Annotated in this window: 11 protein-coding genes; 7 read left to right on the plus strand and 4 right to left on the minus strand. The window is 70.0% G+C overall.

Annotated features, from left to right (window positions below; translation table 11 throughout):
* The first annotated feature begins 135 nt into the window (after positions 1–135).
* Positions 136–1,371 (plus strand): MFS transporter, encoded by a 1,236-nt coding sequence (locus tag RNB18_RS16005; protein ID WP_311714723.1) that lies wholly within the window; start codon positions 136–138, stop codon positions 1,369–1,371.
* Between the two features lie 30 nt (positions 1,372–1,401).
* Here RNB18_RS16005 and RNB18_RS16010 read toward each other — a convergent pair whose 3' ends face one another.
* The gene (locus RNB18_RS16010; RefSeq protein ID WP_057610064.1) at positions 1,402–1,986 is read right to left on the minus strand and encodes a suppressor of fused domain protein; all 585 of its coding nucleotides are present in this window, start codon (positions 1,984–1,986) and stop codon (positions 1,402–1,404) included.
* Positions 1,987–2,470: 484 nt separating this feature from the next.
* On the opposite strand from RNB18_RS16010, the gene RNB18_RS16015 reads away from it, so the two are divergent.
* Together RNB18_RS16015 and RNB18_RS16020 are read left to right on the plus strand one after the other, a co-directional pair.
* Entirely contained in the window at positions 2,471–3,589 is a 1,119-nt protein-coding gene (locus tag RNB18_RS16015; RefSeq protein ID WP_311714724.1) for a magnesium and cobalt transport protein CorA, read from the plus strand.
* Between the two features lie 10 nt (positions 3,590–3,599).
* Complete coding sequence (locus tag RNB18_RS16020) at positions 3,600–4,109, plus strand: hypothetical protein (protein WP_311714725.1); 510 nt, start codon at positions 3,600–3,602, stop codon at positions 4,107–4,109.
* On the opposite strand, the gene RNB18_RS16025 is transcribed toward RNB18_RS16020, so the two are convergent.
* The gene (locus tag RNB18_RS16025; RefSeq protein ID WP_311714726.1) at positions 4,106–4,858 is read right to left on the minus strand and encodes a hypothetical protein; all 753 of its coding nucleotides are present in this window, start codon (positions 4,856–4,858) and stop codon (positions 4,106–4,108) included. The genes RNB18_RS16020 and RNB18_RS16025 overlap by 4 nt on opposite strands.
* 202 nt (positions 4,859–5,060) lie before the next feature.
* Between RNB18_RS16025 and RNB18_RS16030 the strand changes: the two genes are divergently transcribed.
* Genes RNB18_RS16030 through RNB18_RS16045 form a run of 4 tightly spaced genes read left to right on the plus strand, consistent with a single transcriptional unit; the run spans position 5,061 to position 10,086 of the window.
* Positions 5,061–6,338, plus strand: coding sequence for a magnesium transporter MgtE N-terminal domain-containing protein (locus RNB18_RS16030; protein WP_311714727.1), 1,278 nt, complete (start codon positions 5,061–5,063; stop codon positions 6,336–6,338).
* Positions 6,328–6,930, plus strand: coding sequence for a DUF1003 domain-containing protein (locus tag RNB18_RS16035; RefSeq protein WP_311714728.1), 603 nt, complete (start codon positions 6,328–6,330; stop codon positions 6,928–6,930). The genes RNB18_RS16030 and RNB18_RS16035 overlap by 11 nt, the downstream gene beginning before the upstream one ends.
* A 43-nt stretch (positions 6,931–6,973) precedes the next feature.
* On the plus strand, positions 6,974–8,107 hold the full coding sequence (locus tag RNB18_RS16040; RefSeq protein WP_311714729.1) for an Mrp/NBP35 family ATP-binding protein: 1,134 nt from the start codon (positions 6,974–6,976) through the stop codon (positions 8,105–8,107).
* Positions 8,108–8,154: 47 nt separating this feature from the next.
* Positions 8,155–10,086 (plus strand): glycosyltransferase family 2 protein, encoded by a 1,932-nt coding sequence (locus RNB18_RS16045; RefSeq protein ID WP_311714730.1) that lies wholly within the window; start codon positions 8,155–8,157, stop codon positions 10,084–10,086.
* A gap of 45 nt (positions 10,087–10,131) precedes the next feature.
* Here RNB18_RS16045 and RNB18_RS16050 read toward each other — a convergent pair whose 3' ends face one another.
* A complete protein-coding gene (locus RNB18_RS16050) occupies positions 10,132–10,797 on the minus strand; it encodes a hypothetical protein (protein ID WP_311714731.1) in 666 nt (221 codons plus the stop codon).
* Between the two features lie 272 nt (positions 10,798–11,069).
* Positions 11,070–11,495: a sec-independent translocase gene (locus RNB18_RS16055; protein ID WP_057610056.1), complete on the minus strand. Its 426-nt coding sequence runs from the start codon at positions 11,493–11,495 to the stop codon at positions 11,070–11,072.
* Between the last annotated feature and the right edge of the window lie 6 nt (positions 11,496–11,501).

Below are 11,501 nucleotides of genomic sequence, written 5' to 3' on the forward strand. Positions count from 1 at the left end.
TCCCTCACGTCAAGGACGATCACCCGTCCGGACGGAAGCGGTTCACCAGGACAAGTAGATGTAGCTTGCATTAATTAGCTCCTCTAACTTACTATGTGCATATACCAACTATCTACGTCTGGATGGGAGCACATGATGGGAGCCAGTCAGGACCCCTTCGACGCGGGAGCGACCAGCCTCCTGCGCCAGCCCAAGGCGGTATGGGCGACCGCCGGCGCCTCCGTCGTCGCCTTCATGGGCATCGGTCTCGTGGACCCGATCCTGCCGTCGATCGCCCAGGGCCTGGACGCCACGGCGAGCCAGGTCTCCCTCCTGTTCACCTCGTACTTCCTGATCACCGCGATCGCGATGCTGGTCACCGGCTTCGTCTCCAGCCGCATCGGCGGCAAGAAGACCCTGCTGCTCGGCCTCGCCCTCGTCGTGGTCTTCGCGGGGCTCGCGGGCACCTCGGGCTCGGTCCAGGAGCTGGTCGGCTTCCGGGCCGGCTGGGGCCTGGGCAACGCCCTGTTCGTCTCCACGGCCCTCGCCGTCATCGTCGGCGCGGCGGCGGGCGGCAGCGCGGCGGCGATCCTGCTGTACGAGTCCGCCCTCGGCCTCGGCATGGCCTGCGGCCCGCTCCTGGGCGCGCTGCTCGGTGACGCCAGCTGGCGCTACCCGTTCTTCGGTACGGCCTTCCTGATGGCGATCGGCTTCCTGTGCATCACGGTGTTCCTGAAGGAACAGCCCAAGCCGGCCCGGAAGACGTCCCTGCTCGACCCGATCAAGGCACTCGGCCACGGCGGGCTCGCCTCGGCCGCGGTGTCGTCCTTCTTCTACAACTACACGTTCTTCACCGTGCTGGCCTTCACGCCCTTCGTGCTCGACATGACCCCGTACAAGTCGGGTGCCGTGTTCTTCGCCTGGGGTGTGCTGCTCGCCGTCTTCTCGGTGTTCGCCGCGCCGCGCCTCCAGGAGAGGTTCGGTTCGCTCAAGGTGCTCGGCGGCTCACTCGTCCTGCTCGCGCTCGACGTGCTCGTCCTCGGCTACGGCAACCACACGGCGGCCATCGTCTGCACGATCCTGTCCGGCGCCTTCATCGGCGTGAACAACACCGTCTACACGGAGCTGGCGCTCGGCGTCTCGGACGCCCCGCGGCCCGTGGCGAGCGCGGGCTACAACTTCGTGCGCTGGTTCGCGGCGGCCGCGGCGCCCTTCTTCGCGCCGAAGATCGAGGAGTGGACCGACATCCACATCCCGTTCGTGGTGGCGGCGGTGACGGCGGTGCTGGGCGCGCTCGTGGTCGTCGTACGGCGGAAGGCGCTCACACACGAGGCGGAGGAGCTGGAGCCGAGGCACGCGACCGAGGACAGTGTCGCCGTCTTCGCCAACTGACGGCTTCCGGCCACCACTTGGTGACCTTGCTCACTCCAGCGGGACGGATTTCCGGGACGGATCCCTGAGGTCCGTCCCGTTCGTCAGCCAGCGCTCCTGCAGAGCCTGGGCGCCGTGGACGCGCTTCCAGGCGGCCTCGTTCGGCGTCATGGGGAGCAACGGCAGGAAGTGGACCGGGTCGAGGGGCTCGTCGAGTTCCAGGTCCTCGACCAGTCCGCCCGGCTCGGCGACCAGGACCGAGGTGAACGGGGCGCCGGGCCACAGGGGTTCACCCACGTCGAGTGAGGCGCCCGGAGCCACGACCACGCCCTCGACCTGCGGGGACGCGGCGAGCACGGCGAGCGGGCGGAGCACCTTGTCGGTGTCGGCGAGCCCTGACCGTACGGACATCAGCAGTTCGGCGCGCGGGCCCTTGACCGGGTCGGCGAGCATCGCGGTGGGGTCGCCCATCGGCTGGGCGGACATGCCGAGGGTGGCGTAGCGGACGACGTCCCCGTCGGTGAAACGGAGCACCTCGATGCGGTCCGTGCCGAGGAACGTGACCGCCGCGCGCGCGTCCGGCTCGCCCAGCGCGCTGCGCAACCGGGCCTCGACCAGAGGAAGAACATCTGCCATGCGGCGAGCATAGAACTCGTCAGTACCGGGCAAAGCAGCACCTTGACACTTGGGCCGGCTGATAGTCTTGCCCGGTCGCCGGGGCAGCACGCAGAAGCGTCGCGCATCGAGTCCCGACGCCAGTGAGACTCCCTTACGGGAATGGATCGTCCCTTACGAGGGACCGGCCGGAGGAGGTGGGGCTGTCATGGATCGAAGTCGACCTGGTAGTACCACTCGTTCTTCCGGCCGCTGATGCAGCTCTGTGACTTTCGGCAACCGCCGCCTTTCACGTTCGCGTCTTCGTGCGGAAGAGCACTTCGTTCGTTTTGCCTGATCTGTCTGATCTGCAGCAGTAGCTGAATCAGTAGCGAAGCTCGCCACCGCGATGGTGCGGTGCTCCCCGCTTTGTGGACGTGCCAAACACCCACAGCAGGACGTCCCCATTCCGGGTAGTTCCATCCCTCGCCGGCGCCCTTTGTTGCCCGTCACGAAGGAGCCTGCCATGTCGATGATCCGTGACCTGCGTGCCGCCGTGCGGCCGTCGCGCCCCTCGCTGCGCAAGGACACCGGTGCGTACGACGCGACGCGCGACCCCTCGACACCCTCCGCCGTCGTCGACTGCGCCGTCTACCGCGACGGCCGGCGCGTGGAGACCGACCAGCAGCTGAGCCCGCACGAGGCGATGCGCCAGGTGCGCCGCGACGGCGGGTTCGTCTGGATCGGTCTGCACGAGCCGAGCGAGGCCGAATTCTCCGGTATCGCCGGTGAGTTCGGGCTGCACCCGCTCGCCGTCGAGGACGCCGTGCAGGCCCACCAGCGGCCCAAGCTGGAGCGCTACGACGACTCCCTGTTCACCGTCTTCAAGACCATCCACTACGTCGAGCACGACGAGCTCACCGCCAACAGCGAGATCGTCGAGACCGGCGAGGTCATGTGCTTCACCGGCCGGGACTTCTTCATCACCGTCCGGCACGGCGGCCAGGGCTCGCTCAGGGCGCTGCGCCACCGGCTCCAGGACGACCCCGAGCTGCTCGCCAAGGGCCCCTCGGCGGTGCTGCACTCGGTCGCCGACCATGTCGTCGACGGCTATGTCGCGGTCGCCGACGCGGTGCAGGACGACATCGACGAGGTGGAGACCGAGGTGTTCACCCCGGGGCGCGGCGGCAAGGTCTCGCGCGGTGTCGACTCGGCGCGGATCTACCAGCTCAAGCGTGAGGTGCTGGAGTTCAAGCGGGCCGTCGCCCCGCTGCTGCGGCCCATGCAGCTGCTCAGCGAGCGGCCCATGCGGCTCGTCGACCCCGACATCCAGAAGTACTTCCGGGACGTCGCCGACCACCTCGCCCGCGTCCAGGAGCAGGTCCTCGGCTTCGACGAGCTCCTCAACTCCATCCTCCAGGCCAACCTCGCGCAGGCGTCCGTCGCCCAGAACGAGGACATGCGCAAGATCACGTCCTGGGCCGCGATCATCGCCGTACCGACGATGGTGTGCGGGGTCTACGGCATGAACTTCGACTACATGCCGGAGACCCACTGGAAGCTCGGCTATCCGGTGATCATGGCGATCACCGGTGTCATCTGCCTGGGCATCCACCGCACCCTCAAGCGCAACGGCTGGCTCTAGGGTGGGCCCCATGACAAGTGAGCTGCTCGACCGGGCCCTCGTCGAGGAGGCCACGAAGAAGTCCGGCCTCATCTGGGTCGCGGGGCCCGGCGGCCCGGCCCGCGCCCTGTGGCACGTGTGGCACGAAGGCGCCGCGTGCCTGGTCGGTGACGGGCCCGGGGAGCAGCCGTTGCCCGGACTGACCGACGGGGGCCCGGCCGAGGTGACCGTCCGGAGCAAGGACAAGGGCGGTCGGCTGGTCTCCTGGGCGGCGAAGGTCGTGGAACTGGCGCCCGGATCCGAGGCGTGGGAGGCGGCCGTCGCCGAGCTCAAGGGGAAACGGCTGAACGCCCCCGACGGCGAGGCGATGACGGACCGTTGGTCCCGCGAGTGCCGGGTGCTGCGGCTCGAGCCGACGGGGATCATGGGATCGCTCCCCGACGGCGACCTGGCCGAACCGCCGCTGCCGACACCGGCGACCACGCGTGAGCCGATCCCGGCGGGGCTTCCGCGGCTGCTGCTGAAACGGCGCAAACGCTAGGACGTCGGCAGCTGCTTGCCGTAGTCCACCGTCTCGTCCTTGCCCGGTTCGGTCAGGGAGAAGTTCTTGCCCCAGGCCGAGAAGGTCAGCGTGCCCGCGCCGCCCGCCCGGGCCAGGCGCAGGGGGTACGGCCGGCCCTCCAGGGAGACGTCCAGCGTGCCGCCGTCGCCTTTGTCACCCGTGATGCGGATCGTGCGGGTACCCGCCTGCTCATGGTGGCCGTCGGTGTCCAGGCTGCCGTGCAGCGTCAGAAGTCCGTCGAGGAGAACGTCCTTGTCCGTGAAACCGCTGAACTTCTTGTACGCCGGGTCGCCCGACGGCACCTTCACGTACTTGCCGTCGAGCTTGTCGGCGGCCGCGTCCGAGTCCGAACCGTCGCCCTTGCCGTCCTCCTGGGTCCAGAAGTCGGCGTCCGCCTTGAGGTACAGCTCCTTGCCGATCCGCAGCAGCTGGAAGGTGGCCCCTTGCGCGGTGACCGACCCGGAGCCGCCGTCGGAGTTCAGGCGCATGTCGAGCTTGTATGTACGCCCGCTGGTGACGACGTTCCCCGACAGGCGCAGCGCGTCGGCGGACCCGGCGGCCGCCCGGGTCCTGGACTGGATCTGGGCGGCGGGCAGTTTGCCGACCCCGTTGGTGCCCTCGTCGGGATCCTCGCTGCATCCTGTCAGCCCCGTTCCCGTCACGACCAGGGCGCAGATCGCGCTCACCAGTACGGCCCTGCGGGCACGGCCCTGGGGAATCGCAGTCACAGGTGGGGCTGCCTTTCTGACGAGGGTCCTTCAGCGGCGTACGGCAGCGTACCGGGGCTCCGGGCCTCGGGCGGAGCCAGACCGTCCGGACCGCTCACCAGGGCGTATCCGATCGGTACGGGCTAGCCTTAAGCCCTCCCGAGCGGGCAATCCGGACAACGAACGACGAACGAAACACCCCGTACGCAAAGGAAGCACAGCCATGGCAGCGGGCGCCCCCCGGATCTTTGTCTCGCACCTCGCCGGCGTCGCCGTCTTCGATCCCAACGGCGACCAGGTCGGCCGCGTACGCGACCTCGTCGTCGTGCTGCGCGTCGGGCGCCGGCCACCTCGCGTGCTCGGGCTGGTCGTCGAACTCTCCACCCGGCGCCGCATCTTCCTGCCCATGACCCGGGTCACGAGCATCGAGTCCGGCCAGGTCATCACCACCGGCGTGCTCAACGTCCGCCGCTTCGAGCAACGGCCCACCGAGCGCCTGGTCTTCGGCGAGCTCCTCGACCGGCGTGTCACGCTCGTGGAGACGGACGAACAGGTCACCGTCCTCGACGCGTCGGTGCACCACCTGCCGGCCCGCCGGGACTGGGAGATCGACCGGGTCTTCGTGCGCAAGGGCGGCAAGGGCGGGGCGTTCAGGCGCAGGGGCGAGGCGCTGACCGTCGAGTGGTCCGCGGTCACCGGCTTCACGCTGGAGGAGCACGGACAGGGCGCCGAGAGCCTCCTCGCCACCTTCGAGCAGCTGCGCGCGGCCGACCTCGCCAACGTCCTGCACCACCTCTCCCCCAAGCGGCGCGCCGAGGTGGCCGCGGCTCTCGACGACGACCGCCTGGCCGACGTACTGGAAGAGCTTCCCGAGGACGACCAGATCGAGATCCTCGGCAAGCTCAAGGAGGAGCGGGCCGCCGACGTCCTGGAGGCCATGGACCCCGACGACGCGGCCGACCTGCTCTCCGAGCTCCCCACGGAGGAGCAGGAGCGGCTGCTGAGCCTGATGCAGCCGGGGGACGCGGCCGACATGCGGCGCCTGATGGCGTACGAGGAGCACACGGCCGGCGGTCTGATGACGACGGAACCGATCGTCCTGCGGCCGGACGCGACCGTCGCCGACGCGCTCGCCCGCGTCCGCAACGCCGACCTCTCCCCGGCCCTGGCCGCCCAGGTCTACGTGTGCCGCGCGCCCGACGAGACACCGACCGGCAAGTATCTCGGCACGGTCCACTTCCAGCGGCTGCTGCGCGACCCGCCGTACACCCTCGTCAGCTCCATGCTCGACGACGACCTGCAGGCCCTCGATCCGGACGCGACCCTGCCGGTCGTCGCCGGGTTCTTCGCGACGTACGACATGGTCGCGGCACCCGTGGTCGACGACTCGGGCTCGCTGCTCGGCGCGGTGACCGTGGACGACGTACTGGACCACATGCTGCCGGAGGACTGGCGGGAGACGGAGTTCGACTCCGAAGAGGGGACCCCTCATGGTGCCTGAGCGCGAGACGTCGGCCCGTGAGCGCGGCCCGGCCGGGGCCACGGCGGCCACCCGCCCCCGCACCCGGCTCGACCAGCCGCGGGCACCGCGCCGCCGGCTGCTGCCCGAGTGGGACCCGGAGGCGTTCGGGCGGCTGTCGGAGCGGATCGCGCGGTTCCTGGGCACCGGGCGGTTCATCGTCTGGATGACGGTCGTCATCATCGCGTGGGTGCTGTGGAACATCTTCGCGCCCCGCGATCTGCGCTTCGACAACTATCCGTTCATCTTCCTCACCCTGATGCTGTCCCTCCAGGCCTCGTACGCGGCCCCGCTGATCCTGCTCGCGCAGAACCGGCAGGACGACCGGGACCGGGTCAATCTCGAACAGGACCGCAAGCAGAACGAGCGGTCGATCGCGGACACCGAGTATCTGACCCGCGAGATCGCCGCCCTCAGGATCGGCCTCGGGGAGGTGGCGACGCGCGACTGGATCCGCTCGGAGCTCCAGGACCTGATGAAGGAGCTGGAGGCACGGCAGCAGCACGACGGGCATGTCGTATTCCGGGCAGAACGGTCGGATCGGCCATCGGGACGTGACGTAGACGACCGTTGAGAGCCGTACAGGGGGGCTTGTACGGCGCCGTACCATCGTCTGTATGGCTAGCGAAGACGCGGTGCGCGAGGCACTGGCGACGGTGAACGACCCCGAGATCAACCGGCCCATCACCGAGCTCGGGATGGTGAAGTCGGTGGAGATCGGGGCCGACGGGGCGGTCGCGGTGACCGTGTACCTGACGGTCTCCGGCTGCCCCATGCGCGAGACGATCACGCAACGCGTCACCGACGCGGTCGCGGCCGTCGAGGGCGTCACCCGCGTCGACGTCACGCTCGACGTGATGAGCGACGAACAGCGCAAGGAGCTGGCGACCGCGCTGCGCGGCGGCCAGACCGAGCGCGAGGTCCCCTTCGCCAAGCCCGGCTCGCTCACCCGCGTCTACGCGGTCGCCTCCGGCAAGGGCGGTGTCGGCAAGTCCTCGGTGACGGTGAACCTGGCGGCGGCGATGGCCGCCGACGGCCTCAAGGTGGGCGTGGTCGACGCCGACATCTACGGCCACTCGGTGCCGCGCATGCTGGGCGCCGACGGCAGCCCCACCCAGGTCGAGAACATGATCATGCCGCCGTCCGCGCACGGCGTGAAGGTCATCTCGATCGGCATGTTCACGCCGGGCAATGCGCCGGTGGTGTGGCGTGGGCCCATGCTCCACCGTGCCCTCCAGCAGTTCCTGGCGGACGTGTACTGGGGCGACCTGGACGTACTGCTCCTGGACCTCCCCCCGGGCACGGGCGACATCGCGATCTCGGTGGCCCAGCTGGTCCCGAACGCGGAGATCCTGGTGGTGACGACCCCGCAGCAGGCGGCGGCGGAGGTCGCCGAGCGCGCCGGCTCCATCGCCGTCCAGACCCACCAGAAGATCGTCGGCGTGGTGGAGAACATGTCCGGCCTGCCGTGCCCGCACTGCGGCGAGATGGTGGACGTCTTCGGCACGGGTGGCGGTCAGTCGGTGGCGGACGGCCTGACCCGCACGACGGGTGCGACGGTCCCGGTCCTCGGCTCCATCCCGATCGACGTCCGCCTGCGCGAGGGCGGCGACGAGGGCAAGCCGGTGGTCCTGACGGACCCGGACTCTCCGGCGGGGGCTGCTCTGCGGGGGATCGCGGGGAAGCTCGGTGGGCGGCAGCGGGGGCTTTCGGGGTTGTCGCTGGGGATCACGCCGAGGAACAAGTTCTGAGACGCATGTGACGGAAGGCATTCCAGGGGCCCGGTAGGGTCCGTGGAATGCCGGGAGTCAAGGTCAGCGTCATCGTTCCCGTCCACAACACCGGGAAGTACGTCGACGAGTGTGCCCCGTCGCTGCTCGGGCAGAGTCTGCCCGCCGACGAGTACGAGGTCATCTACGTCGACGACGGATCGTCGGACGACACACCGGCCCGGGTGGAGAAGCTCGCGGCCGTACACCCCAACGTTCAGGTGCACACCCGGCCGAACTCAGGCTGGCCGGGTGCCCCCCGCAACCTCGGCATACGACACGCCGAGGGCGAGTACATCCAGTTCGTCGACCACGACGACATGCTCGGGCCCGAGGCCCTGGAGCGGCTGTACGAGCACGCCAAGCACAATGACGCCGACGTGGTCCTCGGCAAGATGTCCAGCACGATGGTGCGTCCCCGACGGCTGTTCCGGCACACGGTGGACGTGTGCACCATCGAGTACGACGAGCTCATGCAGAGCATGTCGCCGCACAAGATGTTCCGGCGCGCCTTCATCGAGGAGCACGGTCTGCTGTTCCCCGAGGGGCCCTGGATCCTGGAGGACCTGGCCTTCGTCAGCGCCGCCTATCTGAAGGCCGAGCGGATCTCGGTCCTGGCCGACTATCCCTGCTACTACTGGATGAAGCGGGACGACGGCGGCAACAACACCCGGCATCGCTTCAACCCGCGTCACGGCTTCTGGTCCAACTGCCGCACCGTCGTGCGTCAGATCAAGGACGGCACGCCCCCGTCCGACGACATCGACGCGCTGCAGAACCGCCTCCTGCACCGCCTCTACCACGTCGAGATCCTCTCCCGCACCCGCGAACCCGAGATCCTCCGCGAGGAGCCGGCTGCACAGCGGGAGCGCTTCGAGGCGGCCCGGCATCTGGCGATCGAGGAGTTCCCGGCAGCCGTACGCGAAGGGCTCCCCACCCTGTCCCGCCTCCGCGCCGAACTCCTCGAACGCGGTGACTTCGACGGCGCCGTGGCCCTCGCCGAGCGCATCCGTGAGGTCAAGGTCCGCAGCACGGTCGGCGGACTGCGATGGAAGGGCGGCAGACTGGTCGCCGACGTCACCCTTGACCTGCAGCGCGGGGACGGCGAGCCGCTGGTGCTGCTCGAGCGGGACGGGAAGCGGTGGCTCGACCCGGAGCTGCTCGCCGGGGTCCCGGGGACCGAGGACGGCTGGGAGGCCCGCGATCCCTTCCGGCTGGCGTACGCCGAACTGGTCGTCAAGGACCGCGACCGCGAGGACTGGTGGTACCCCGAGGGCGACCTGGAAGTGCGGCTCGAGCCCTTCGGCCAGGGGCGGTCGCGGCTCGTCGCGTCCGGGCGGCTGCGGCTCGATCCGGAACGGCTCGCGGGCGGGCGGCCGTTGGCGCGCGGGGTGCACGACGTGTGGGCGTACGTCCAGCTGCTGGGCGTCGACCGCATGGTCCGCCTGACCGGCGACGGCACCCCGGGCGCCCCGGCCGCGGGCCCGGCGCTGACCGGCGGGCGGCTCGCGCTGCCGTACTGGACGGGCAGCGGCCAGCTCGCCCTCGACGTGGACCAGCGCCGGCGAAGGCTCGGTTCCGACACGGCCGGTGCCGCCGCGGCGAACACCGCGCGCGGCGAGGCGTCGCTCCCGCTGCCGTACCTGGCGGCGACCGCGGCCAGTGGTCCGGCCCGCCTCAAGGTCACCGTGTCCGCCCTGACGGCGGACGCCGCGCTGATCGCCGGTGACGACGGGACGACGGCACGGCTGAGGCTGCCCGCTCGCCTCCGGCTCCCGGACGGACGCCACCCGGTCGCCCTCCCGAGGTCCGGCGCCCCCGTCGCGTACGCCGTCGTCCGCGACGGCGCCCTGCTGCGACTCGAGGGCCCGGCCCACGCGTCCGGTGCCGGACGCCGGTTCCTCGACGCGGTCGCCGACCACCGCCAGGTCCGGCGGGTACGGCGGCGACTGGGCCGATAGGACAGTTGTGGGGCACCGCACGGGCCTGCGGTGCCCCCGTACGCGCTAGGCGTACGCCGAGATGTCCTTGATCATCGCGAACCCGAGCCCGTACGCGCTCATGCCTCTCCCGTACGCCCCCACGTGCACCCCCTCCCGCGTGGAGCCCGCGAGCACCCAGCCGAACTCCGACTCCCGGTAGTGGAAGGGCGTGGGCACCCCGTCCACCGGCAGCGACAGCGTGGACCAGTCGGCTCCTTCGAGGTCGTCCGCCAGGACCCAGGCCGTCTCGGTCTGCTGGTCCAGCCAGTCGTCCCGCAGGGAGTGGTCCATCTGGCCGGGCCAGGTGAACGACAGCAGCCCCACCCCGGCCAGCCAGGCGGCGGAGGAGACGGACGTGGCCTCCAGCAGCCCCGTGCCGTCCGCGCTCCTGCGGGAGGGGTTCGCGGCGACGGTCACGACCACCGCGAACTTCTCCTTCGGCTCCGCCGTGGAACCCGCCTCGTTCTTCACCGAGGGCTCGTCACCGTGCCCGATCGACCCGTGCTCGACGGCCCCGTCGGCCGACGTGCCGACCTGCATCAGCCAGCGCGGCCCCGTGAAGGCCTCGTCGAGGCCGTACCAGGAAAAGGGCGCCTGAAGGTAGCCGTCGACCGTGCGCCGGGCGGAGGAAACCTGCTGGCCACCCTCCGCGGCCGGCGCCTGCGCGACCGCCCCACTCGTCGTCTCCATGTGCCGGACGCCTCCTACTAGCTCTCGTCGGACCGGACCGGCCCGCCCCCCTTCGGGCGGCGTCGCTGGTACGCGTACGGCCCGCACAACAACTCGGCAGCATAGCCACACCGCTCCGAGCTGCCGGGAAACCGCCCGGCGCGCGGGGCGCATGGGGGATGCGTTCAGGCCGTACGAGGTGAGAGCAGGGTATGAAACGCGTCACGTACGACGGGAAAAGGCGCCCGCGAGCCGAACTGCTCGGGCAGGCGCCTTCCGGTGGTGCGTACGGCTCAGGTGGCGTCCGCGTCGAAGGGCGGGCGGTTGTCCTCGCCGGGCTCCTCGGGCTTCTTGGTCATGTCGATCCGACCACCGGAGGAAGACGCCGCGGGGGTGTCCGTGCTGTGCACCGCGTCGGTGACCTCGGCCATCTCCTTCTTCAGGTCGAAGCCGTTACGGATCTCCTTGAGCCCCAGCTCGTCGTTGTCCAGCTGCTTGCGGATGAACGTCTTCGGGTTGAGGTCCTCGAACTCGAAGTCCTTGAACTCCGGGCCGAGCTCCGAGCGGATGTCCTGCTTGGCGCTCTCCGAGAACTCACGGATCTTGCGCACGGTCCGCATGACGTCCTGGATGACCTTCGGGAGCTTGTCCGGACCGAAGACGAGCACGGCGAGGACAACGAGCGTGATCAGCTCGAGCGGTCCTATGTCATTGAACACCTGAAG

This window comes from Streptomyces doebereineriae (assembly GCF_031845645.1).
GTDB lineage: Bacteria > Actinomycetota > Actinomycetes > Streptomycetales > Streptomycetaceae > Streptomyces > Streptomyces canus.

Coding starts and splice junctions, on each gene's coding strand:
- RNB18_RS16040 (WP_311714729.1), top strand. CDS start 6,974: ATGGCTAGCGAAGACGCGGTGCGCGAGGCACTGGCGACGGTGAACGAC.
- RNB18_RS16005 (WP_311714723.1), top strand. CDS start 136: ATGGGAGCCAGTCAGGACCCCTTCGACGCGGGAGCGACCAGCCTCCTG.
- RNB18_RS16035 (WP_311714728.1), top strand. CDS start 6,328: ATGGTGCCTGAGCGCGAGACGTCGGCCCGTGAGCGCGGCCCGGCCGGG.
- RNB18_RS16030 (WP_311714727.1), top strand. CDS start 5,061: ATGGCAGCGGGCGCCCCCCGGATCTTTGTCTCGCACCTCGCCGGCGTC.
- RNB18_RS16045 (WP_311714730.1), top strand. CDS start 8,155: ATGCCGGGAGTCAAGGTCAGCGTCATCGTTCCCGTCCACAACACCGGG.
- RNB18_RS16020 (WP_311714725.1), top strand. CDS start 3,600: ATGACAAGTGAGCTGCTCGACCGGGCCCTCGTCGAGGAGGCCACGAAG.
- RNB18_RS16050 (WP_311714731.1), bottom strand. CDS start 10,797: ATGGAGACGACGAGTGGGGCGGTCGCGCAGGCGCCGGCCGCGGAGGGT.
- RNB18_RS16010 (WP_057610064.1), bottom strand. CDS start 1,986: ATGGCAGATGTTCTTCCTCTGGTCGAGGCCCGGTTGCGCAGCGCGCTG.
- RNB18_RS16015 (WP_311714724.1), top strand. CDS start 2,471: ATGTCGATGATCCGTGACCTGCGTGCCGCCGTGCGGCCGTCGCGCCCC.